The sequence below is a fragment of the Paenibacillus sp. OK060 genome, assembly GCF_900101205.1.
GTDB classification, from domain to species: domain Bacteria; phylum Bacillota; class Bacilli; order Paenibacillales; family Paenibacillaceae; genus Paenibacillus; species Paenibacillus marchantiae.
This window is the reverse complement of record NZ_FNFR01000008.1, coordinates 152,347-175,823: the sequence shown is the minus strand read 5'-3', so window position 1 is coordinate 175,823 and position 23,477 is coordinate 152,347. Positions and strand designations below refer to the sequence as shown.

General features: G+C 48.6%; 18 protein-coding genes. 11 read left to right on the top strand and 7 right to left on the bottom strand.

Features of this window, described 5'->3' with window-relative positions; translation table 11 throughout:
• Window positions 1–32 precede the first annotated feature (32 nt).
• The 3 genes from BLS14_RS26135 to BLS14_RS26125 all read left to right on the top strand — a co-directional run bounded on the left by BLS14_RS26135 (window position 33) and on the right by BLS14_RS26125 (window position 2,558).
• The gene (locus tag BLS14_RS26135) at window positions 33–974 is read left to right on the top strand and encodes a metallophosphoesterase (protein WP_090954662.1); all 942 of its coding nucleotides are present in this window, start codon (window positions 33–35) and stop codon (window positions 972–974) included.
• Between the two features lie 39 nt (window positions 975–1,013).
• A complete protein-coding gene (locus BLS14_RS26130; protein WP_063566085.1) occupies window positions 1,014–1,748 on the top strand; it encodes a metallophosphoesterase family protein in 735 nt (244 codons plus the stop codon).
• A 177-nt stretch (window positions 1,749–1,925) separates the two neighbouring features.
• Window positions 1,926–2,558, top strand: coding sequence for a GNAT family N-acetyltransferase (locus tag BLS14_RS26125; RefSeq protein WP_090810516.1), 633 nt, complete (start codon window positions 1,926–1,928; stop codon window positions 2,556–2,558).
• Window positions 2,559–3,034: 476 nt separating this feature from the next.
• Here the strand turns inward: BLS14_RS26125 and BLS14_RS26120 are convergent, their stop codons facing one another.
• Window positions 3,035–3,844, bottom strand: coding sequence for a histidinol-phosphatase (locus BLS14_RS26120; protein WP_063566084.1), 810 nt, complete (start codon window positions 3,842–3,844; stop codon window positions 3,035–3,037).
• A 32-nt stretch (window positions 3,845–3,876) separates the two neighbouring features.
• A complete protein-coding gene (locus tag BLS14_RS26115) occupies window positions 3,877–4,779 on the bottom strand; it encodes a LysR family transcriptional regulator (RefSeq protein ID WP_063566083.1) in 903 nt (300 codons plus the stop codon).
• A 447-nt stretch (window positions 4,780–5,226) separates the two neighbouring features.
• Between BLS14_RS26115 and BLS14_RS26110 the strand changes: the two genes are divergently transcribed.
• From BLS14_RS26110 to BLS14_RS26090, 5 genes are all read left to right on the top strand, one after another.
• Entirely contained in the window at window positions 5,227–5,685 is a 459-nt protein-coding gene (locus BLS14_RS26110; RefSeq protein ID WP_063566082.1) for a chemotaxis protein CheX, read from the top strand.
• Window positions 5,686–5,741: 56 nt separating this feature from the next.
• Window positions 5,742–6,515 carry an SDR family NAD(P)-dependent oxidoreductase gene (locus BLS14_RS26105; RefSeq protein WP_063566081.1) on the top strand — a complete coding sequence of 258 codons (774 nt, stop codon included), beginning with the start codon at window positions 5,742–5,744 and terminating at the stop codon, window positions 6,513–6,515.
• Between the two features lie 212 nt (window positions 6,516–6,727).
• Window positions 6,728–8,101: a DEAD/DEAH box helicase gene (locus tag BLS14_RS26100; protein WP_090954660.1), complete on the top strand. Its 1,374-nt coding sequence runs from the start codon at window positions 6,728–6,730 to the stop codon at window positions 8,099–8,101.
• A 27-nt stretch (window positions 8,102–8,128) separates the two neighbouring features.
• Window positions 8,129–8,881 carry an ABC transporter ATP-binding protein gene (locus BLS14_RS26095; protein ID WP_072735467.1) on the top strand — a complete coding sequence of 251 codons (753 nt, stop codon included), beginning with the start codon at window positions 8,129–8,131 and terminating at the stop codon, window positions 8,879–8,881.
• 2 nt (window positions 8,882–8,883) lie between these two features.
• Window positions 8,884–10,101 carry an ABC transporter permease gene (locus BLS14_RS26090; RefSeq protein ID WP_090954659.1) on the top strand — a complete coding sequence of 406 codons (1,218 nt, stop codon included), beginning with the start codon at window positions 8,884–8,886 and terminating at the stop codon, window positions 10,099–10,101.
• Between the two features lie 160 nt (window positions 10,102–10,261).
• Here the strand turns inward: BLS14_RS26090 and BLS14_RS32765 are convergent, their stop codons facing one another.
• The 3 genes from BLS14_RS32765 to BLS14_RS26080 all read right to left on the bottom strand — a co-directional run bounded on the left by BLS14_RS32765 (window position 10,262) and on the right by BLS14_RS26080 (window position 12,777).
• On the bottom strand, window positions 10,262–10,399 hold the full coding sequence (locus BLS14_RS32765) for a hypothetical protein (RefSeq protein WP_162842448.1): 138 nt from the start codon (window positions 10,397–10,399) through the stop codon (window positions 10,262–10,264).
• A 283-nt stretch (window positions 10,400–10,682) separates the two neighbouring features.
• Entirely contained in the window at window positions 10,683–11,981 is a 1,299-nt protein-coding gene (locus BLS14_RS26085) for an aminotransferase class I/II-fold pyridoxal phosphate-dependent enzyme (RefSeq protein ID WP_063566077.1), read from the bottom strand.
• Between the two features lie 178 nt (window positions 11,982–12,159).
• On the bottom strand, window positions 12,160–12,777 hold the full coding sequence (locus tag BLS14_RS26080; RefSeq protein ID WP_064635740.1) for a pyridoxamine 5'-phosphate oxidase family protein: 618 nt from the start codon (window positions 12,775–12,777) through the stop codon (window positions 12,160–12,162).
• A 136-nt stretch (window positions 12,778–12,913) separates the two neighbouring features.
• Between BLS14_RS26080 and BLS14_RS26075 the strand changes: the two genes are divergently transcribed.
• The gene (locus BLS14_RS26075; RefSeq protein WP_090954657.1) at window positions 12,914–14,371 is read left to right on the top strand and encodes a MocR-like pyridoxine biosynthesis transcription factor PdxR; all 1,458 of its coding nucleotides are present in this window, start codon (window positions 12,914–12,916) and stop codon (window positions 14,369–14,371) included.
• A gap of 121 nt (window positions 14,372–14,492) precedes the next feature.
• Window positions 14,493–15,278, top strand: a complete 786-nt coding sequence (locus BLS14_RS26070) for a helix-turn-helix domain-containing protein (protein ID WP_053783204.1) — start codon at window positions 14,493–14,495, stop codon at window positions 15,276–15,278.
• 500 nt (window positions 15,279–15,778) lie between these two features.
• On the opposite strand, the gene asd is transcribed toward BLS14_RS26070, so the two are convergent.
• Window positions 15,779–16,570 (bottom strand): archaetidylserine decarboxylase, encoded by a 792-nt coding sequence (asd, locus tag BLS14_RS26065; protein WP_063566074.1) that lies wholly within the window; start codon window positions 16,568–16,570, stop codon window positions 15,779–15,781.
• 85 nt (window positions 16,571–16,655) lie between these two features.
• A complete protein-coding gene (locus BLS14_RS26060) occupies window positions 16,656–17,786 on the bottom strand; it encodes a YheC/YheD family endospore coat-associated protein (protein WP_090954655.1) in 1,131 nt (376 codons plus the stop codon).
• A 394-nt stretch (window positions 17,787–18,180) separates the two neighbouring features.
• Between BLS14_RS26060 and BLS14_RS26055 the strand changes: the two genes are divergently transcribed.
• Window positions 18,181–23,412, top strand: coding sequence for a WIAG-tail domain (locus tag BLS14_RS26055; protein ID WP_090954653.1), 5,232 nt, complete (start codon window positions 18,181–18,183; stop codon window positions 23,410–23,412).
• Window positions 23,413–23,477 lie beyond the last annotated feature (65 nt).

The following is a 23,477-nucleotide window of genomic DNA, read 5'->3' as shown; positions in this document are numbered from 1 at the left end:
ATGGATTTGGAGCGGAAGAAGGAGGGGGACGCATGGGAGAAACACCGCGTGAGGGCAGCAAGATCTCGCCGCCCCGGCGCTCACAGAATGGATCTGATTCGCAGGACTCCATTTTTCCCGGAGAGGAAAAGGATCATGATCCCTCCCGGCGCAGTTTTTTGCTGCGCATGATCTTAATGACGGCGAGTGCCAGTATACTCACAGGAGGATATGCCTGGTTATGGGAGCCTCGTCATCTGGAGATCAAGCACGTTGAATTGAAACTGCCCAAGTTTCCAAAAGCATTTGAGGGACTGCGTGTGATTCAGTTCAGTGATGCTCATCTTGGATTCCATACGGGGCAGAAACAAATGGAGAAGCTGGCTGAAACGATAAGGGAACAGCAGCCTGATCTGATTTGTTTTACCGGTGATATGGTTGAACGGGAAGCAGAACCGATGCGTGAATGTATTCCTGCACTGGCTTCAATGCAAGCGAAGTATGGCAAATATGCCGTATTGGGGAACCATGATTATCGAGGCCAGCAGCAGCATGAAGTGGAGCTGATGTTTAAAGAGGCCGGGTTCACGTTGCTTCGAAACAGCCATGTTCTGATTGAACGAGGGGATTCACGTATTGCGATAGTAGGTTTGGATGACGCGCTTACGGGCAGACCTGATCCTGTTGTAGCAATCAAGGGGTTGAGTAGAGAGGTCTGGAAACTGCTGCTTATGCATGAACCTGATTATGCAGACATTGCAGCACCTTACGGTTTCGGTCTACAGCTCTCGGGACACAGCCACGGCGGGCAGGTGCGCTTTCCCTGGATTGGGGCACTGACTACACCGAGAGGGTCACTCAAGTATATTCAAGGGTTATATTACTCTGGGGATAAGCATATGCCAGTCTATGTGAACCGAGGCTTTGGCATGACCCAACTGCCGATTCGCTTTTTGTGCAGGCCGGAATTGACGGTTTTGGAACTAAAGGGTTAACAACATAAAGAATATAGAGCATAAAGGGAGGTTAGCCAGATGGAACGAATTGCGATTGTATCCGATATTCATGGCAACATGACTGCTTGGGAAGCGGTATTAAAAGATATTCGGAGTCGCGGATTGAAGCGAATCTTTTGTCTTGGCGACCTCGTTGGCAAGGGGCCTGATCCAGTACAGGTTGTTGATCTGGTGAGAGAGACATGTGAGCAAGTTATCCGTGGCAACTGGGATGAGTTGGTTGCGGTTAATCAGGACAATGAGAATTTTACTTGGCAAGCGAAGCGGCTGGGTAAGGAGCGATTGGCATATCTGGAGAGCTTGCCGTTTAGCCACCAATTAGAGCTGAGTGGTCGTACGATCCGTCTGGTGCACGCATCTCCCCAAAGTGTATATCACCGTGTACAGCCGTGGGATGAGATTGAGAAGAGGTTGGCCATGTTCGATCCTCCGGCAGATGAACCTGAGCTTGGTATGGCGGATGTCGTGGGATATGGGGATGTGCATAATGCATACTTGCAATTTATGAATGGAAAAATGTTGTTCAATGCAGGCAGCGTGGGTAACCCGCTTGATTTTACCCAGGCTTCTTACTGTATTCTTGAAGGAGAGAACAGCAACGATCGGAACACCCCGTTCAACCTTCAATTTGTAAGAGTGCCTTATGATATTGAGCAGGAAGTAGAGATTGCTCAGCAGGCTCAGGTGCCTTCGCTTGATTTTTATATCCGAGAGCTTCGTACAGGCGTTTATCGCGGGCTGCAAACGGATTAGTTATGTCAGGAATAAACCGCTGTAATGAATTGGCATACTAATGTTCGGGCTACTGAGCGGGTATTGTGGAGTATAGTGATGTTATTGTTTATCCATGTATTTTATTTGCGCCGGATCATCCTCAGAGCATGCTTGTCTTACCGGACTAGAACCCGTTAGGCAAAAGGAGCGATTGTCATGCTGACCCGAAAAATGCTGGGCCAAGGATTGCCTGCTTTATGGACAGAGCGCCTTGTTCTTCGATCATTACGTCAGAGTGATTACAGCACGTTGTCGGAGCTGTTTTCCGACCCGCAGGTGATCCGTTATGTAAACAGGGGGAGTCAGCCCACGCCAATCCGGGCTCGGCGATTATTGAATCAGATCCGCAGCAGTAGTGCCAAGCTGGATTCACTGCATTACGGCATCTGCTGGAAAGGCAGCGAACAGATCATCGGCATCACTTCATTCCAGCATTGGAACGACCAGAATGGTACCGCACAGATCGGATATATTCTGAACAGGTCCTGCTGGGGTAAGGGAGTCGCGACTGAGGCAGTGCAGCGTTTGCTGGAATTCGGTTTTGCCGAGCTTAATTTGTGTAAAGTAGAAGCCCGCTGTTACGAGGCAAATGTATCATCCGAACGGGTTCTTTGTAAAAGCGGTATGATTTATGAACGGACCCTGCCCTCATTTGTTTTGAATCATGAGGATGGTGAGACGCCGGAAACCCTGCTGGATGTTAAGGTGTATAGTCTCTATCGTGAACAGCATGTCCGTTCTCATTGGGAAAATCGCCTGCAAACGTTGGTATCCGACAAGCACGAGTAACATAGAATAGAGTATATTGCATAAATCCAAAGAGCGTATTTCAATCAGAAAAATATAGATCGAAATGTTTCTATTCGTCTATTTTTTTACTCGGAAGCGAGTTGGGTCGGATTATGCAAAATGCTGAAATTAAATGAAACAGCAGAGGTTTGAAACGAACTTCAATTATTTGTTACACAAATGAAATATAGCTGCAATTGAACTCTAACAGACAGCGGGTAAACTTATCTCATGACCCCCTTTTTGATAATAGATAATGCTGTTGGGACTCGCGCTTAGCGGGTTCATTTTTTTTGTCTGTATAAGTTTAACTATGGAATTTCTACACCAACACTCCGATGACAGAACTACTTTCTGTTATCGTGTAAATATTTAGTTGAACGTATATAACATCTTTTTTTATATTAGGATACAAAGAAAAACCCCCACAGCGTTTTTTTTTACGCCGCCGTGAGGGCTATTGTGGTGCTCTATGTTTAAAACGGTACAACTTGCATTTGTTTCTGCTTGAAGTATACCCATTCGGTGAATCCAATCTCTTGCAGACGTGTACGAACGTCATCCAGTTCATCAGCAACACGCTGCGGTTTGTGGGCATCCGATCCGAAGGTCACTTTAACTCCGTAATGATGCGCACGCTCCAGAATGGCATCGGAAGGGTACCAGCCCCCACTGAGCTTGGTTTTACCCGATGTATTAATTTCAATAGCCACGTTCGATTCTGCAATGACCTGCAACGTTTCATCGATGGCTTGATCCGCGATAATATCCGAGAAAGGTGGATAATTTCCTTTCATGGCATCAATATGTCCGAGAATCTGGAACATACCGCTTCGGGCTGATTGCCGAATCAATGCATAGTAACTCTCTTTCACTTCAACCTTACGTGCATCGCTTAATCCGTTCCAGCGGGTTTTGTTGAATATGCTGACATCTTCCGTATGATGAACTGAACCAATAATATAATCAAAAGGATATTGCCCCAGTGTATTGCGATACAAATCGGCATGGACAGGGAAATAGTCGGATTCAATGCCAAGCAGTACATCAATTTTGCCCGCGTATTCTTCCTTCAGAGCCAGTACTTCTTCCACGTAATGACGCAATTCCGACTTGCCCATCGCGATTCGGGGAAATGCCTGCTCCTCGTCACTACCGAAGTAAGGTGTATGATCTGAGATACCGATGACCTGAAGTCCAGATTGAATACCTGCCTCAATATAGTCACGAATATTGCCGTCTGCATGACCACAACGAAAATGATGGGTGTGAAGATCAAATTTCATATGGAAATCCTTCCTTTCTCATGGCTCATTTATCATTCTGAACTGATGAACTGGGTCTCCGGCATGCCTTTGAGATCGCTCAGGAATTGCTGCATGGCCGAATTCACATAACGACTTGATTTGTAAATGACTCCGACAGGGTGACTGACTTCCAGTTCACTCAGTGGAATCATGCGCAGTGTGCCTTGCCGCAACTCGTGGGCAACGGATTGTTTGGATATAACGGCTGCCCCGAGATTAATCTCAACCATCCGTTTTACTTCCTCGCTGCTCGACAACTCCATAACGATATTGGGCTCAATATTATGTTTTTTGAAAATGCCTTCCGTAAAGCGGCGCCCCACTGTATCCGGAGATAGCAAGATCAGAGGTGTGCTGCGCAGGACATCCACCGCGGCATGCTTTTGCTTCGCCAGTGGATGGAAAGGAGATACCACAAGCTCGAAAGTATCATAATACAGCACAGACGTATTCAGGTTAGGATTACGCTCTGTAAGATAACCGATACCGATATCGACCATACCATTCTCGACCTGGGTATAGATCTGGGAGGAAGGCAGGGATTGGATACTGGTCTTGATGAGTGGAAATTGATCCTGAAAGTAGGATAAGACCCGTGGCAAAATCTGAATAGCAATGGATGTGGTTGTACCGAGTCTGATATGTCCCTGAGGGGTCTCATCGAGATCCATCAGCTTCTGTTTCAGCTCCCCCACGATGTCCAGCATACGTTCGGCATGTTGAAGAAATACCTGTCCGCGATCGGTGAGGGTGACCGGTTGGTTCCGATCGACAAGAACGGTTCTGAATTCATCCTCCAAGCTCTTGATCTGGGCCGAGACGGCGGGTTGAGTCAGATTTAGAAGTTCTCCGGCTTTGCGGAAACTCATCGTTTTCGAGATGGTAATCAGCGTCTCCAGTTGACTGATATTCATGTATGGCCTCCTTGCACGTAAAATGTCTTCTGTCTATCCATAGGTGGAATCCCGTAACTGGTCATTGTTCCGTTCCTTAAATTATAGGTGATTCAGGACAGCAGGGCAATGAAGGGAACATCATGGATTTGGGGAGGTCCATTAGAACGAGAAATTAATTTTATTTCAAGAAATTAAATTTTTAACATTTTAAGAAACAGTAAAAAAGTCCTAAATGCCTTTTGCCATGCCTCTCTATGGCAATTGTTCTTGCAACAGATGCGAGAAGCCTCGTTTTTTCGCTAGAATCAGCTATAAACATTTGCCCCGCGGATGACGATAAATTATAGTACACATGCCTTACCGAATTCTTGGTGAATTCTTGTACGTGATAAAGTATAATAAATTTATTGAATATGGGACTTTTGGTGTGTGACCAATAACCCAGTGTAAGGGGGACATTAGACAGTGAAAGCGGAAGTGATTAATCCTTTCCTGGAATCCGCACGGAACGTATTCGAACAGCTCATCCAGGTTTCGCCTTCCACCGGGAGTCTTGGCGTGAAAAATGTGGAGTACATTGCAGACCATGTCTGGATCGTGATCGGAATGACTGGACAACTGAGCGGAAACATCGTGTTTGGAATACAAGAGTCGGTAGCATTGAAAATCGTTTCTGCCATGATGGGCGGCTTTGTCATTACAGAAATGGACGAAATGAGTAAAAGTGCTATTTCTGAACTTGGCAATATGATTAGCGGCAATGCAAGTACCATCCTGTCCAATCAGGGTGTCGTTGTTGATATTACACCTCCACAAGTGATGAATTCTGAATACGTGAGTTCTTTTAGTGCAACGAAGGCATTGAGCATTCCTTTGCTGATGGACGGAATCGGTGAGATGGATATTCAAGTGATGATCTCGTAGAATAGAACCATACGCCTCTTGGGGCAATATGTGTTCAATACGGGAGGACATCGGGTATGTTGAAAGATCAGGTTGTTTTTATCACAGGTGCGTCGAGCGGAATTGGTGCGCTCTGTGCACAGATGCTGATAGAAGAAGGAGCCATCCCGATTCTGGCTGCCCGCTCGCGGGACAAGCTGGAAGAGATTGGTGCTTCGCTGAAAGGGCAACATGAACTACTCACGTTAGATGTAACGAATACTGAGCAAGTTCAGACAGCCGTGGATGCGATGTTGCAGAAATACGGACGAATCGATATTTTGCTGAATAACGCTGGTTACGGAAAATTTGCAGCGATGACGGATATGTCTGTGCAGGAATTCGATGAGATGATGGACGTTAATTACATGGGCATTGTTCGCTGCACCAAGGCAGTGCTGCCGCAGATGTTACAACGAGGCAGAGGGCAAATTGTGAATGTAGCTTCCATGGCTGGCAAGATCGGAACTGCAAAATCCGCTTCATATACGGCAACCAAACATGCCGTACTTGGCTTCAGCAATGCCCTGCGCCAGGAACTTCGCAAGACCGGAGTCACGGTAACGACCATTAATCCCGGACCCATCGATACACCGTTCTTCCAACGGGCAGACCCCTCCGGTAACTATGTTAATAATGTACGCTGGATGATGCTAAAGCCGGAAGAGGTTGCGGGGCATATGATCCGGGCGATGAAGAAGCGCAAGGAAGAAGTGAATCTGCCCAGACTGGCTTCGGCTGGAGTGTGGCTGTATCAGCTATTTCCGCGTCTCGCTGACAGGCTGTCGCACGGAGTAATGAATCAGAAGTAAGATGCAACAATGGGCATCATATATCGGATAAAAGAAGGGCTCCGCCGAGGGGCTTTTCTTTTTTTTGCGTGCAAAAACATGTTTCATGAATAAGATTTGGTCCGCAGGCTTTTTTCGCATATAATGAAAGGTAATGTGATGACAGGCTTCGGTTTTATTAGTACAAGCAGGGCTAGAGCATCAAAACGAATAAATTTAAAGGATGGACATACATGACGAATCAAACATTTGCTTCAATTGGCGTAGAACAGGATCTTGAGGCTGTACTCGCCAGACATGGCATCAACGAACCTTCACCGGTACAGGCACAGACAATCCCGGTTATTTTGGAAGGTCGCGATGTGGTTTCAAAATCGCAGACGGGAACAGGCAAGACACTCGCCTATTTGCTGCCACTGCTGCAATCCATCAAAAGTGATGTAAAAGGGACACAGAAGCTCATCATAGCTCCTACACAAGAGCTGGCGATGCAGATTGTCCGCGAGGCACAGCGCTATGGAGAAGAACGCAATATTGGCGTTCTGGGGCTAATTGGCGGCGCCGCAGTAAAACGTCAGATCGAGAAGCTGCGTGAACACCCGGAACTGGTTGTAGGAACGCCAGGACGTCTGAAGGAACTGATCACGCTGAAAAAGCTGAAAATGCACAACGTCTCCACGATCGTTATTGACGAGGCAGACCAGGTATTCCAGCTCGGCGGGGTAAGTGACGTGGACTTCGTATTGCGCAGTGCCCTGCGCGACCGTCAGCTCATTTTCCTCTCAGCAACGATTGATGAACATACCGCAGGACTTGCGAAGCGGGAGATGAAAGAGCCGGTACAGATCGGAATTGAACCGGACCGGGCAACTGCGGCGGGACTGGAGCATTTTTATTTTGTAGAAGAAAACCGCAACAAAATTGATATGCTGCGCCGTCTGGTTAGACAGTATAACCCGGATCGTGCCATCGTCTTTGTGAATGCTACCGAGGATATTGGCGAGGTTGAAGCGAAAATGAATCATCTGGGCTTCTCGGCAGCTGCGCTGTATGGAGATGCTGACAAAGTGACCCGCAGCAACGTGTTATCCGCTTTCCGTAACGGGAAACTGCAACTGCTGATCGCGAGTGAGGTTGCAGCCAGAGGACTGGATATTGAAGGTTTGCCGATGGTCATTAACTATGATCCTGCATTTGATTCGGAACACTATGTTCACCGTGCAGGAAGAACAGGTCGTATGGGTCGCAGTGGTATCGTGTTGTCGATCGTGGACGAAACGCAAATTTTCATTATGCGCAAGTTTGCGCGGGAACTTGGAATCGAATTGCCGGAACGTGTATTGTTCGGGGGTAAAGTGCTGGAGGCTGATCCGCGTCCGGATACGCGGCCTGAAGGACATTCTTTCTCCAGAAAACCAGGGCAGTCCCGGGATCGTAAACCTGGTCAGGCCAGCCGCAATGGCGGCGCCAGAACTGCTGCTTCGAATCAACGTCCGGCGGGCGGCAAGCCAGCTGGCAATACAGGCAGAACAGAACGGGACCAGGATCGTAAGAACAAGGGCGCTCCTAAATGGAGTAAAGGTAAAGAGCCACGCTCTGAAGAATAAAACCTGACGAAAGAGGTGCAGGGATAGATGGATAACGTTCAACCACCCGTATTGAAAATCAACGGGCTAAGCGGAGGATACAGTGCCAAGCGGCCGGTCCTCCACGGCATCGATCTGGAAGTTGGACGCGGAGAAATGGTCGGACTGATCGGATTAAACGGTGCTGGCAAAAGTACTACGATGAAGCATATTTTAGGATTGATGACCCCTCAACAGGGAGAAGTGCGGGTCATGGGCAAGAAGCGGGACGAAGATCCACAGGTATATCAATCCGCCATGGCCTTTGTACCGGAATCTCCTGAGCTGTACGACGAGATGACAGTCATGGAGCATCTGGAGTTTACGGCCAGAGCATATGGTGTTTCTGAGGCTGATTTCAAAAAGCGTACGGAGAAACTGCTCGACTTGTTCCGCATGAATGAGAAAAGTACCAGTCTGTCGACCCACCTGTCCAAAGGTATGCGGCAAAAGGTCATGATCATGTGTGCTTTTGTGGCGGGTCCGCCACTCTATATCATTGATGAGCCTTTCCTGGGACTTGACCCCCTCGGAATCCGCTCTTTGCTTGATTTTATGCTTGAAATGAAGGCTTCGGGATCATCCATTTTGTTGAGTTCACACATTCTGTCCACCATTGAAAATTACTGTGACCGTTTTATTGTCCTGCATCGAGGACAGGTCATTGCTCAAGGGACGCTGAATGAGCTGCGTACTCAATTCGGGGAATCGGATGCCACGTTGGAGCATATGTTCTATTCCCTTGTACAAGGCAGGGATTAAGCATGGATCTCAAGCAGTTATGGAAGCAAAGACGCACGGGATTCTGGAATGGAATTCTTCCTTATCTGGGTTATGTCATTCAGAGCGGCGTAGCCATGGTGTTCTTATTTCTCGTCATTGCGTTCTCCGCCTGGTATACATCGTTTGTACAGCACATTCCGGAGGGATTTCCGATTCGCTGGATAACGTTGCTATTGTTGGCGCCACTGGTGCTGTTTAGCAGCTATCGTACATATCTGCATCCGGCAGACATCGTATTTTTACGTCCGCAGGAATATCGGATGCACGAATATCTGAAAAACAGCTTTGCTCGTGGCATTATCTATAAAACCTTGGGTATGCTGCTCGTATTTGTAACGTTGTGGCCGCTCTATGTTCGAGCAGATCAGGATGCAAGGCCATTTGGCTGGTTTATCCTGCTTCTTCTGTTGTGGAAAGGGTTATCGAGCTATGGGGCTTGGCAAGAACTACGCATGGTGCAAATCGGTGCCGCTAGAGGATATCGTTTGCTCCGATGGGCTTTGGCTATACTGGCGATTGCCGCCTGGTTGTGGCAGCCTCCACAGCGCAGTATCTGGTTCCTGCTGCTGCTGGCCGTCGTTTATATCGTTGCTCTGCGTATCCCTCTGAAACATCGGGTTTCATGGGACCGTCTCATTCAGGTGGAGCAGGGCCAGGCTGGACGAGTGATGCGTACGCTGGGATGGTTCGTAGATGTGCCTTCATCAGGCCAAAAAGTAAGTTCTCGCCGCTGGCTCAGCAAATGGGGGAGTGGCCTCCCGTGGAACGCAGGGAAAGCCTATCGCTATCTGATCACCAAAACGTTCATCCGAACTGAAGTGTTCTCTATCGTTGTGCGCTTGGTTGTACTGGGCATGCTGCTGTCCTGGTGGACGGCAGGCAGTTATTTCGGGATTGGTGTATACCTGTTCTTCCTGCTGCTTGTGGGTATGCAACTGGGTGCACTGCGTCGCAGTCATGGTGAATCGTTCTGGATTATGATTTATCCCATCTCGGGAGAAAGTCGTCGTTTCCAGGTGCTGGGGTTCATCTCGAATCTGCATGCACTGACTGCCTTGCTCATGTGGCTGCCGATGCTGGTTGCGGGATGGAATGGACTGAGCATGATCGGAGCAGCACTGGTTCTTGGTGTGCTGGTCATCTACTTGATGCGACGTTCTCAGGGCAACAAGTGGTTGAAGGAAGAAGAGGATGAATGAACGATCAATCGAGCGTGTGACTAGTTAACGTTCAATGGCAACGCCGACTAGGGACGCTTGCGTAACATAACAAAAGAAGGGTATTCCGAGCTGTATCCCGGAATACCCTTCTTTGTGCTGTCAGCTTACCTTGTTCCGACTCCTGGTGAGGACGTATGAACTAACAGAGGAATGATTTTGTGATAATGACGAGCAAGATGAACAGAACGAGAATGGCACCTGTATTTGTAAATCCTCCTCCGTAACCGTAACCGCCGCATCCATAACCGCCTCTTGTTTCTTCAACTACTCCAGACATGGTCATTCCCCTTTCAAGTGGTGTTGGGCACGCCCTTGCGTACATCGTATATTATGTTCCTTGGGGATAGGCTGATTGGGCCGTTGCCCGGTAGAGCCTGAAAATTCATCGTTTTGGGCCTTTGCCCGTCAAGATAGCCACACGTTTTCAAAGCGGAACACAAAATACCCCTTTATATCGAGAGACATTCATCAGGATACAAAGGGGTTCGTATTTGAGTCAGGCAACGGATGCAAGTCCGCTCCCTGACTTATTTATTTGGATTAGCATTACTGCATATAAATTAAGTTGTCTGTAGATCCAAAACTCCACGATAGATCGTGTCGAACAGATCTTCCAGTCCGGATTCTTCAATACAGGAGAAGGCGATTCGCAGATCCGCCTCACCCAGCGCAATCGTACCGACGCCGTATTTCTGTAGCAAATGGGTCCGGAGCTGCTCTGCGCCGACATCCTTCAGCTTCAGGCACATGAAGTAACCGGAGTTGAACGGATAGTAATCCCATACCTCACCGTATTTACCGCTATCGAGGATGGATTTTACTTTGTTGGCGCGGCCTTTCATGATTTCAAACTTCTCCAGCTTCTGTGCTTCGAACTCAGGTGCTTTCAGCGCATCCAATACAAAAGTTTGGGAAGGATGCGGACCACTGGAGATGGTTGCCCGGATAATACCGAGTGTTTTTTGCTCCAGAGCATGGAGAACTGCAGCATCTTCATGGGCGTACGTGATGAATCCAACGCGGAAGCCCCATACGAATTCTTCCTTCGTGGCACCGTCAACTTTAACAGTTAACACACGTGGGTGGAGGTTCGCCAGTTTGCCAAACAGGGATTCGTGAATGGAATCTTCGAAGAAGAGACCAAAGTAGGCATCATCTGTCACAGCAACGACGTTCACACCAGCCTCAGCCGCTTGATGGATCGTATCCACGATTGCATCTGCTTCTTCGGCTCCAGGCGTATAACCTGTCGGGTTGTTCGGGAAGTTCAGCAGCACGATGGCTTTGCCTTTGTCCTTCTGCGCAAGCAACGCTTCGAGCAGGCCAGCACTGTTGAAGTTCAATTGATCATCGAACAGGGGATAATGAACTAACTCGCCATGACGACGAATTCCGAAGGTCAGCTCATAATTTTCCCAGTTTTTATCCGGATATATAACAGCGTCCCCTTCTTCGGCGAACAGGTCGGCTACGATACTCAGTCCATGAGTTAATGCGTTAGTCACAATGGGGTTACCAAATGTTTTACCTTCAAGGGAAGGTGTTTCCTTCAGCATCTTGTCTCTCCATACGGTCCGCAACTCAGGCTTCCCTGCAGGCGGAGCATAAGGGTACAAATCTTTCGGTTGGTATGCGGACAGCTTATCCTGAATAACAGCTAGGTGCATCGGCACACCGCCCTCCAGAGCAATACCAATCGTAGCATTGTAGGTTTTGGCCAGACTTGCTGCTTCAGCAGACTGACTCAAGATACCTTCTTTTGGAAAATAGATTTCTTTGCCGAGCTGCGACAGCATGGAGTAGACGTGACTGCTGCCTGCCTGAATACTTTCGTTCAACTGTTCAGCCAGTGGATTCATTCTTTTCATCCTTCCAAGTCTTTGGGATTCAACTGCCTAACATTATAACACCTTGCCTTGCCCCCGTCACGGAAATTACGCATAATGACAGTTTTATCACTTCACCGCGTTGTTGCAGGTGTTTTTGAGTGAGGTTAATGTTACTTCTCCCGATTGATTATACTATGGAAAATGAATGTTATTTCTGATGGAAAGGACAATATTTCCGCATCATTTCGGCAGTTTCTGCATCTCGTCCTTCGTTACGCTGTTCCAGTTCGCCGCTAATATGGTCAAAGCGTTCAGCAGAGAGGTTCTGTCCAAATTTGAACTTGGCACTGATCCGTTCAGGAACAATGCGAACCACAGCAACGGCTTTGAGATTACCTTTGTAGCGGGGATCAGCTGCATCAATGGGGACATATCCGCCCTGCGGCTGGAGTTTCTCCATAAAGCGTTGAAGAACCTGGCCCTTAACGTCCAGATCCTGAACCGGCTCTGCCTGTCCGAATGCCATTACACTTTTGAAAAAAGAAGTTGCCGGACAAGCTAATTCGGGATCACTGAAATAAGATGGAATCAGGGAAAACTCTTCTGCCACGGTAAAACTGACGGAGGAATCCTGCTTGATCTGTTTCATTTTCTCTCCGGCAAGACTGCCATGGAAATAAAAACAACCGTCCATATATACGAAGTTTAGCGGTGTTACCCGTGGCTGCCCGTCCGGACTAACCGTTCCCAGAAAACCAAAGGAGCATTGGTCCAGAAATGTTATCATTTCCTGTTCTTCATCTACATTGAATTCTTTTCTTCTCATCGGTGTTCCCCCTTGAATAGCATGTGGATTAAATCGCTGTACCTTAGCCATAACAATAGAACTTGCATTGACATATAAAAAGATCCAATTTACATTCACTTTAATAGACCAATTTATTTGGAAAAAGAGGTGCACGATGGAATTGTGGCTGCCTATGGATTCATACGTGGTTCAACACCGTTACAAATACGAGGCATTGTACCATGCCTTGCGTGACGCCATTCATGCAGGGACGCTGGTTGGAGGCACAAGACTGCCTTCCACTCGCGAGCTGGCACGTCAATATGAAATGTCACGCGGCTCCGTGGCACAGGTATATGACATGCTGCTGGCTGATGGTTACGTGCGAGCGCATAGGGGAAGAGGGACTTTTGTTTCGGACACCATAACAGCACAGGACCATGCAGAGCAGGAGGCAATGATTCAACTTTCTCCATGGGGAGAGCGGGTGAGTACGCTGAATATTCAGAATGAAAAGGAAAAACCGTCAGCCATTGACTGGGAGCAACGGGTCATCACCTTCCATGTACAGCGTATGCCTGCCGAGCATTTCCCACAAGCGGAATGGAAAAGTGCGCTGGCTGCCGTTCATCGGAGCGGATCGCATGAACGAAGTGGTGCTGCTGGAGACCTTGAACTACGTGAGGCCATCGCATCACATCTGAGGTGGACACGGGGCATTCAGGCTGAGGCATCACAGATCGTACTGTTTAGTGGTTCCATGCAGGGCATCACTTTGATAGCACAGCTGCTTATCCCTGAGGGGGCCGCTGTTGTATTGGAAAACCCGGGATATCAGGGAATTGCTCATGCCGTTAAGTCCTGCGGAGGAAAGATTATTCCAGCGGAAGTAGATACCGGGGGGATTATTCCGCATTCCTGGGAAGCACAGACGTTATTTGTGACACCTACTCGCCAGTTTCCTACAGGGGCTGTCCTTGGTCTGGACAGACGGAGAGCCATACTTGAATGGGCCTCGGAGCGAAATGCCGTCATTATTGAAGATGATTATGATAGTGAATTTCGCTGGGGAGGTAGGCCGATTGAACCGCTCAAAGTACTCGATCGTGAACAACGGGTCATTTATGTCGGATCGTTCTCACAAACGATGGTTGCATCCTTCCGGCTTGGTTACGCGGTTCTGCCACCCAGTCTGGTGCAGCCACTGATCGCTGCAAAAGCACTGTACGAACCCGTACCTCCTGCCCTTCTAGAGCAGCGTGCACTTGCGAAGTTTATGGCCCGAGGAGGGTATTTGCGCCATCTAAGACGGTTAACCCGTCTCTATGGGGAACGGCATGCTTTTTTTGTCAGTGAGATGAAGCGGGAATTACCGGAACCTTTCATCATGCAGCCTGGGGATGCTGGATTGCATATTTATGCTACGTGGAAAGGGGATATTGACAGTTACGAGCGGTTCAAGGCACTGGCTCAGGAAGAAGGTGTCGTATTCCGTGATGCGGTTCGTTATTGGCTGACTCCAGGTCCGCCGGCTGTGTGTTTTGGCTTTGCACATCTGGAGAAAGAGGAGATTGAAGAGGGGATAAGGCGAATGCGGTTAGCATGGGAGAAGTGCACATTTTCGTTTCGGTGAATTCCGCTGTATAATGGAATAAGACGTTTCGCTCCAGCAGGAGCAGAAATATATAAACACATATCGCATCATTTTTGATGCAGTATGCAAAAGAGATTAACTTTCAAGGGGGAGTGGCGACATGCTGCAGGCATCGCCGTCATCTTTTGTTATTTTGCCCGCCGTCGCCAAAATTGTCTGCGAACCGGGATGGAAGTGGCAGAAGCGGGAAAAACCGATGCAAAACTATGACTTATTTTATGTATGGAGTGGTGAAGGGACCGTTGTGCTGAATGACCGATCGTATGAAGTTGGCAAGGGTAGTTGTTTTCTGTTCAGGCCAGGCGATCACCCTACTGCAACACATAATAAGCAAAAACCGTTGGTACTAACGTATATTCATTTTGATGTAGATATACCCGTTAATGATGTTCCCCAGTCCTATCGTGAGGTACTGGAAACGGTGGAATTCGAGCACTTGCTGGCTCGTTATGTAAGACTGTTCCTATCCGATGTATATGGGCGGGATGAGGAGAGCCGACTGATTCTGAAACAGCTGATGATTCATTTGCTGCGAGCAGATACAGAAGCTCCTGTGGAGAAAAAGGTGAGCAACCAGTTGTCCGATGTCATCCAGGAGGTAGCTAACTATGTACGCCAGCATCCGGGGATAACACATCGCGTGGAAGACCTCGCTGCAAGGGCTGGATTATCGCCGCGATACTTCTCGATCAAGTTCAAGGAATTGATTGGTTCGTCCGTGCAATCCTATATCATTCGCATGCGCATTGAGCGGGCTGAGCATCTGTTGGTGCATACCGGCATGAATGTGACCGAAGTGGCAGATGCCCTGGGGTACCGCGATATCTTTTTCTTCAGTCGTCAGTTCAAGCAGTATACCGGCAAAAGTCCGTCCGAGATTCGTTAGGGCCTCTCTGTCCGGTAGAATATGGTAACGTTTCAATTCTGGGAAGCAGGGGTAAGTATGTAGCATTCCAGACGATCGAAAGGGGGAACTTGTGATGAACGGAAAACGTCGGGTCCGCAACCGGGGATGCTCTATCAGGGGCTTTAATATTTTCCGGAACCGCCTGCGCCGCTCCAAACCGGCAGAGGAAATGCAGGACGTATGGTTTTAAGGAATGGTCAGAAAACCAATATGACGAAGCTTAGCTTCGTATTGCATGTATACATGGAATGGGAACGGTAATCATCCTGACTTCTACATAGCTCTGAAGCGGATAATCGAATTCTCTGATCGGCAAAAGGTACTCATAGCCTGGACACTTTACCCTAAAAGGTGTTCCGGCTGTGAGTACCTTTTTATATTTATTTTTTTATATAGGCCAAAGTTCTGTGTAATCTGTTTCTTGAGATCAGAAATTAAAAAAGATGACTCCTGTTATTCAGGAATCATCTGCGTATTGCTCAATGGATTGGTTTTAACCGACCGAGCAATTCTCCCATTTTGACGGAGTCGCCAGGCTGCAAGCCTGGGTCCGGTTCGAATGTACCGCTCTGTGTTAACAGTACGACGGTGGAACCGAATTCAAAATATGCGAGATCATCGCCTTGTGCCCATGAACTTACATCCGCACCAGCGTACTGTATGCTGCTCACATTCATTGCGCCTACTTTCACGACAGCAACTTCTCCATAATCATGAGCAATATACGTAATGAGCCGTTCGTTCCGACTCAGCACCGATTTCATATGGGTCAGACCAAAATCATTTACGGGATAAACCTTGCCCTTAATATGTTCACTCTCAATGCGGCGACCGCTAACAGGAGCATGAATGCGGTGATAGTCGCGTGGGCTGAGATACAGGACAAAGGCATAACCGTGCTTGTACTTCTCCAGATGTGGTGAGTGGTTTAATAATTCAGCAAGTGTATAATTTTGTCCCTTAACATTCAGGAGCGTTCCAGCAGATACAGGACCGGCTGCCGTGATTTTGGCATCGACCGGACTGATCAGTGCATGTTCTGAAAGTTCAAGCGGGCGCATGCCCGGTTTAAGTTTACGGGTAAAGAAATCATTCAATGAACGATATTCCTTCCAGTCTTTCTCAGCTTCCTGAACAGGGATGTCGTAGGTCCGGACAAAATAAGGGATAAATGCCTTGCTTCCCCGGCTCTTGGAGAAGGCTCCCACAGTCCGGGAGATCCATTTGCGAGAAGAAAGCTCGGTCATTAACCGCAACAGCGTTTTTGCCATGAATATCCCCCTTAGGGTTAGTGCGAACTTCAAGGCCGGCAGGGCCGGCCGTTCTGCATAATATTGACACAGAATGCCCACGAAATCAATATAGGCCGCGATCATACGTCTGGGGTTGCCTTGGTATGCGCGAATTCTGCTCCAGCAGCAGACGTCCATAAGCCATCGGCTGCCGGTAGCTGGCTTTCCAAGTCTCCGTCATTCCGGCCTTGCGGAAACCGTAGCGCTGATCCCTTCCGTTGCATTCGATAAAATAAATCTGGCCCTTCTCTGTGATCCCCAGATCAAGTCCGAGGTCCGCAAGATGAGGCAGGCTCGAAGCCAGCGTCCGTGCGATTCGGAGCCCGATAGACCGGATTCTGGTCTCCAGTTCAAGTGCATGCCAGTCGGTTGCCTGCAAGTCAAGAGCTTCAGCCAGCGTCATGACTTTGCTGCCTTGGGCGATATTCGTGACAAACGTATGCGCCGGAGCCACCTTGGCGAATATGCCTGTAATCGCCCACAATCCGTCACTTCCTCGTTGCACGGATACCCGCAGATCTACAGGTCTTCCCTCAAAACGAACCAGAGGTATGCGTTCTTCAATGAGATAGGCATGCCGGAAAATACGGCGCAGGGTGGCTGATGGCAGTTGTCCCTTATTCAGTCGAAAGGTGGCCCATCCCTTGCGTGAAGCCCTTGTCTCACATGTCAGTTTCCATTGACCGTCCTTTTGGAATATCCGCATAATGCCGTGACCGATGCTTCCGCTGCATGGCTTGATCACCAGATCATCGTAATGTTCCATCATATATGCCAAAGAATCAGGTGTAGCTTTGACCGCACGGGGGAGATGTTGCCTGAGACCGGGGTCCTGATAAAGCATCTCGTGAATGTGGTCTTTGCGGTATCGATTGCGGACATTGTAAACCTGTATGCCCTGCAACAGCAGTTTGGTCACCTGATGCTGCTCCGAACGGCGAAGCTGGAGAGCCCGGTTATGAATAACGGAGGGCAATGGCATCCTTTGACGAACGTATATACCCTCTTTTTTTACATAAGCCATACAGGTTTTGTTGTCCGCATCCACGTCTTCCAGCCGCAAAAAACAAGGGGTTAATCCATAACAGGCCGCTGCCTGTTCAACATTCGCGAGTGATTCCTGACCCGTCCTTCCAGCCGGTATCCCCCGGTACATGCGTGAATCGAACAGAATACCGATCGTTTCTTGTAGCATGACCGTTCCTCCTTCAATGTTATCGCGACCATGGATCGTCCATCCATGGAATGCCGGCCTGTCACCGCATGGTTGGACATCACGATAACGCAGACCGGAATCATGATGCTTCGATATGCATCAAAGAGTGCTCTTTCCAGCCCTTTGCATCATATGGATTTATGCAAATGGCTTACATGATATCGTATGACATCTCTGGGGTAGGGGCGTGGACAGCCGCCTTACATAAGTGAACGGGTACAGCCTATTTCAATAGGGACAGCTCGATCATTCATACCTTGAAGCTTGTGCAGCGATGAAAATGTAACCCACCAAAGTCATGAATTACAGTGGCAGATGCCCATACGGACGCATATGATGCCGGAGACGAACGTTAGAGGAAGGAGCTAGCTGCATGAGTAAAAAAGGCAATAAGAAGGTTCCTACGCCAAAACTGCGGCATGTGAGTCCTAAATTTAAGGAACTGGATCTGACCAATCGACGGTCAGACACAATGGACTCAGGTTTCACTTCGAATAGGGAAGAACGCTTGAATACAAATAAACGGAATTCGAAGGCCATTCAGGCATCAGAAGAATTCCTATCCGAATCAATGGAGCTACCTGCTTCAACGAACGAGCTGGAAGACCTGGAGATCGTAACCAAAGCCATCAAACCGGAACCCGTAGAGTCTGATAGCGAGAAAGTCGTCGAGACGCAAGATATCCTGGAAAAGCAGATTCAGGTCAGCAGCGTGGCTCCGCTTGTTTTGGAAGAAGAGCTGGGTATCAACAAGCAAGAAACAGCAAGCAGGGACCGGTTGCAGATCCTGAACCAGAACCAGATGCCTGGTCATACCGGACACTATATCTACACGGACGACTTGAGTGAATTTGCTGTTACGGAGAGCAAACTGGCTCCTTTCTCTGTGGATGCCTCCAAGCTGAAACCGGATGCGGTCGGCAGTGAAGCATTGCAGGATTATGCGGTGACCAGCATACACATAGCAGACGGGGCCATTGTTTCAGCGAAACTTGCGGAAGCGTCTGTATCTGAGGAGCACCTGATTGACGGCTCTGTGTCTGGTCATAAAATACGAAATGCTTCTATTGCAGGTGAGAAAATCAGAGATGGCAGCATTACTTCTCAGAAGCTTGGCAACCAGGTCATCGATTCGGCCAAAATTGCCGACGGTTCCATCGGCACAAGACATCTCAGCCGCATGCTGGTAACGGAAGAATTAATCAAGAATCATGCCGTAACTGGAGACAAGATTGCGATTAGCGGGGTGGATACAAGACATCTCACGGGGGGAGCTGTGAATACCTCCAAACTGGCTGACGATGCAGTGACTACATCCAAAATTCGGGAAGCTGCTGTCACAGGCAGCAAAATCGAAGAACTATCCATCGAGTCTCACCATATTCAGGCAGGTGCTGTTAAACAGACACATCTGGCAGAAGGGTCTGTCGGTCGTTCACAACTATTAAATGGCAGTATTGGAAGTGACCAGATAGAGGATGGGTCCATACAAACAAGACATTTAGCTGAGGGTTCACTAAGTGGAAGACATCTCTTGGACGGTTCAATCGGATCAAGCCAGATTCGCGCTCATTCTGTTGGCAAGGAGCAGATTGGCAATGGAGAAGTGGGCAGTGAGCATTTGACGGAAGGTGCAGTAACCAGCAGCAAACTGGCAGACCAGTCTGTGGGAACAGCAAAATTGCTGGAGCAGTCCATTACGGCATCCAAGATCTCTGATCAGAGCGTCATTTCTTCCAAAATTGCGGATGAAGCCGTACAAGGTAAACATCTTGCCAAAGGGTCCATTCGTGCGGAACACATTGCGAATCGGGGAATTACACCGGTACATGTGGACAATTCCGCAATTCACTCCATTCACATTGCAAGTGGGAGCATCGAGGCAACTCATCTATCTACCGCAAGTGTGTCCGGAGATGCTCTCGCAGACGACGTGGTGTGTGAGCGGCATCTTGCAGAGTCGGCCGTGGGTACGTATGAATTGCAGGATGCTGCCGTTACAGACGTTAAACTCGCGGATGGAAGTGTGACAACAGAAAAGCTTGGAACGGCATCGGTGAGTAGCAGAGCGCTTGCCCCGGGAAGTGTTATATCCTCGCATCTTGCGAGTGGTGGAGTCACAGGTACACATCTGGCTCCAGGCAGCGTGGGTTCCGAGGCTCTGAGACCTTATGCAGTGAAATCGGAACATCTGACAGAACATGCCGTAGGTGTGCCTCATCTTCAGCCAGGCAGTGTTGAAACGGATGCGATTGCACGGGCCGCGGTCACAACAGATAAATTGGCTATTGATAGTGTAACTTCAGCCCAGCTGGCTGGCGGGTCCATTTTTCCGCCTCATCTAACAGATCATGCGGTTACCTCCCCCAAGCTTTCACCAGAGAGTGTTGCCACAGATAAACTGGCGGATTTTGCTGTCACGTCAGCTAAACTGGCAGACGGCAGCGTGACTTCTTCCAAGATTATGGCAGAGAGCATTAACGCCAAACATATTCCATCAGGAACCATTCGCGGATATCACCTGAAGCAGCATGCCGTTTCCTTGGAACATTTGTCGGAAGAAATACGCTCGCCGGAATTATTCGCTGATGGCAGTATTACCGGCAACAAACTTCGGCATGACTCCATAAGTGCGGACCATTTGACAGCAGACTCGGTATCGGGGACAGAACTACAACAGGCTGCTGTAGGTAGCGAGCACTTGCAGCCATCCGTTGTACAATCTGTCCATCTGGCTGAAGGCAGCGTGAAATCTGACCATTTGGGAACTCAAGTAGTGAGCTCACAGCATCTGAAGGCAGACATCATTCATGAGGAGCATATTGCTGAACAGGTGGTCACATCGCATCACTTGGCACCTGGATCTGTTGAAACAGACCATCTGGCACCTTTATCCATTACAGCGGCTCATCTTCAGCCAGGTTTGATTAGTGGTTTGCATCTTCAGGCAGAGTCGACAAGTGCTGTTCACCTGCAGCAAGGAGCTGTGCATTCCCGTCATATTCAAGATGGTGAGATTCTTCCTCATCATATCCATGAACGCAGCATCGGAACGTCTCATCTGGAAGAAGAAGCGGTAAGTACGATTATATTGCAGGATGAATCTGTAACACGCTCCAAACTAGCAACTGGTAGTGTGGATGGCAGTAAATTAGCCGCAGGAACCGTATCGGCTACTCACATTGCCAATGAAAGTGTGCAGACCCGTCATATCCAAGAAGGAGCAATCCTTGCTGATCATATTCAAGAGTGCAGTATTGGCTCAGTTCATCTGGATGAGGAGTCTGTAAGTGCGGTTCATTTGCAAAATGGATCTGTAACAAGTGCCAAACTGGCGGATGGCAGTATAAACGGCAGCAAATTGCTTGAAGGAACCGTATCGGGGATTCATATTGCGTCCGAAAGCGTGCAATCCGAGCATATTCAGGCAGACGCCATTCATGCTGACCATATTCAGGAGCGGAGCATCGGCACAACCCATCTGGAGGAGGAAGCAGTAAGTGCGATTCACCTGCAAAATGGGTCTGTCATCAGTGCCAAACTGGCCGACGGCAGTGTAACCGGCAGCAAGTTGATCGAAGATGCGGTGTCGGGAATCCATATCGCCTCTGAAAGTGTGCAATCCCGCCATATCCAGGCAGGAGTAATCCTTGCTGACCATATTCAGGAGCACAGCATTGGCATGCTTCACTTGGAACAGGAAGCAGTAAGTGCCATTCATCTGCAAAATGGATCTGTAACAAGTACCAAGTTGGCCGACGGCAGTGTAACCGGCAGCAAGTTGCTTGAAGGAGCAGTATCGGATATCCACATTGCAGACGATAGTGTGCAATCCCGTCATATTCAAGAGGGAACAATCCTTGCTAATCATATTCAAGAGCGAAGCATCGGCACAGCACATTTGGAAGAGGAATCGGTAAGTGCCATTCATTTGCAAAATGGATCTGTAACGAGTGCCAAACTGGCGGATAGCAGTATAACCGGCAGCAAGTTACTCGAAGGTACGGTATCCGGAATTCATATCGCATCGGAAAGTGTGCAATCCGAGCATATTCAGGCAGGAGCCATTCAAGCTGATCATATTCAGGAGCGAAGCATAGGCACAACCCATCTGGAAGAGGAAGCAGTAAGTGCGGTTCATCTGCAAAATGGGTCCGTAACGAGTGCTAAATTAGCTGACGGTAGCATTAGCGGCAGCAAATTGCTCGAAGATGCTGTATTGGGGAGCCATATCGCGTCGGAAAGTGTGCAAACTCGCCATATCCAGGCAGGAGCGATCCTTGCTGATCATATTCAGGAGCATAGCATTGGTACGTCCCATCTGGAGGAGGAAGTAATAAGTGCGGTTCATCTGCAAAATGGATCCGTAACGAGTGCCAAACTGGCCGATGGCAGTGTGAGCAGCAGCAAACTGCTTGAAGATGCGGTGTCGGATGTCCATATTGCCAATGGAAGTGTGCAATCCAGTCATATCCAAGAGAGAGCCATCCATGCTGACCATATTCAAGAGCGAAGCATTGGAATCTCCCACCTCAAAGCGGAATCGGTCAGTTCGATTCATCTGCACAATGGTTCCATAACAAGTGCCAAAATGGCTGACGGCAGTGTAAACGGTAATAAATTGCTTGAAGGTGCGGTATCGGCTATCCACATAGCAGACAAAAGTGTGCAATCTCGGCATATTCAGGATGGAACGATTCTTGCTGATCATATTCAGGAACGCAGTATTCGCACAACCCATCTGGAAGAGGAAGCAGTAAGCGGGATCCATCTACAGAATGGGTCCGTCACAAGTGCCAAATTGGCCGATGGCAGCGTGAACGGCAGCAAACTGAGTGAGCAGAGTATTACCTCTAATCATTTGAATGCGGGGATTGTAGGTCCGGCGCATTTGAGCGAAGAGATATGGAATGCGATTCGTCAGTTCAGTGGAGAAACGCTGGAACAACTGGCAGCTATCAAAAGACAAGAGGGATTGCTTCAAACAGAAAATGAGGTTGTACCGCCATCACAGCCGGCAATTGTCGTGGAACCCTCAAGTGTCGATCTGAAGGAAACGCAGTTTATCCAGACGTCGGGTCAGGAGCTGGGGCAACAACAAGAGCATCCATCGCAAGCTAACCAGCTTGGAGATTCATTGACGACAGCTGGCACGGTCCAGCCACAGCTACCGCTACCACAGCCTGAATTTTCACATGAGATCGATGGAATTAAGGAGTTCAAGCTGAGGGAGCAAGCAGTTAAGCAGGAGCATTTGAGTGATGGAGCTGTTGGAAGCAGCCAGTTGCAGCATGGAGCTGTGGGTCCTGAACACCTGTCATTCCAGCCCGTACGAAGTGTCAGCCGTCAGCCTGTGGTGCAGCAGTTCGGTATGGAGGCCTTTATATTGCCTGAGGATGAACAGTGCGTGGAAGTAACGGTAGCCTTTGAGGAGTCGTTTATATCGGAGCATTATGTGATTGTAGCCATGTGTAATGATCGGGGATTCCAGGTATCGCTCCTCTCCCAGAGTGAGGATGAAGCCGTACTGGAAGTGTCACGAACTACGGGCTCCACACACACCTATGGATTGTTGTCATGGATTGCCGCTGGGCCTTCCGTGTAAGAATGCGAGATCATGTGTCCTCATTCAAGACATCTGTAGACGAATGATTTCACATGTTTAAATAG

Coding starts and splice junctions, on each gene's coding strand:
- BLS14_RS26135 (WP_090954662.1), top strand. CDS start 33: ATGGGAGAAACACCGCGTGAGGGCAGCAAGATCTCGCCGCCCCGGCGC.
- BLS14_RS26130 (WP_063566085.1), top strand. CDS start 1,014: ATGGAACGAATTGCGATTGTATCCGATATTCATGGCAACATGACTGCT.
- BLS14_RS26125 (WP_090810516.1), top strand. CDS start 1,926: ATGCTGACCCGAAAAATGCTGGGCCAAGGATTGCCTGCTTTATGGACA.
- BLS14_RS26120 (WP_063566084.1), bottom strand. CDS start 3,844: ATGAAATTTGATCTTCACACCCATCATTTTCGTTGTGGTCATGCAGAC.
- BLS14_RS26115 (WP_063566083.1), bottom strand. CDS start 4,779: ATGAATATCAGTCAACTGGAGACGCTGATTACCATCTCGAAAACGATG.
- BLS14_RS26105 (WP_063566081.1), top strand. CDS start 5,742: ATGTTGAAAGATCAGGTTGTTTTTATCACAGGTGCGTCGAGCGGAATT.
- BLS14_RS26100 (WP_090954660.1), top strand. CDS start 6,728: ATGACGAATCAAACATTTGCTTCAATTGGCGTAGAACAGGATCTTGAG.
- BLS14_RS26095 (WP_072735467.1), top strand. CDS start 8,129: ATGGATAACGTTCAACCACCCGTATTGAAAATCAACGGGCTAAGCGGA.
- BLS14_RS26090 (WP_090954659.1), top strand. CDS start 8,884: ATGGATCTCAAGCAGTTATGGAAGCAAAGACGCACGGGATTCTGGAAT.
- BLS14_RS32765 (WP_162842448.1), bottom strand. CDS start 10,399: ATGTCTGGAGTAGTTGAAGAAACAAGAGGCGGTTATGGATGCGGCGGT.
- BLS14_RS26085 (WP_063566077.1), bottom strand. CDS start 11,981: ATGAATCCACTGGCTGAACAGTTGAACGAAAGTATTCAGGCAGGCAGC.
- BLS14_RS26080 (WP_064635740.1), bottom strand. CDS start 12,777: ATGAGAAGAAAAGAATTCAATGTAGATGAAGAACAGGAAATGATAACA.
- BLS14_RS26075 (WP_090954657.1), top strand. CDS start 12,914: ATGGAATTGTGGCTGCCTATGGATTCATACGTGGTTCAACACCGTTAC.
- BLS14_RS26070 (WP_053783204.1), top strand. CDS start 14,493: ATGCTGCAGGCATCGCCGTCATCTTTTGTTATTTTGCCCGCCGTCGCC.
- asd (WP_063566074.1), bottom strand. CDS start 16,570: ATGGCAAAAACGCTGTTGCGGTTAATGACCGAGCTTTCTTCTCGCAAA.
- BLS14_RS26060 (WP_090954655.1), bottom strand. CDS start 17,786: ATGCTACAAGAAACGATCGGTATTCTGTTCGATTCACGCATGTACCGG.
- BLS14_RS26055 (WP_090954653.1), top strand. CDS start 18,181: ATGAGTAAAAAAGGCAATAAGAAGGTTCCTACGCCAAAACTGCGGCAT.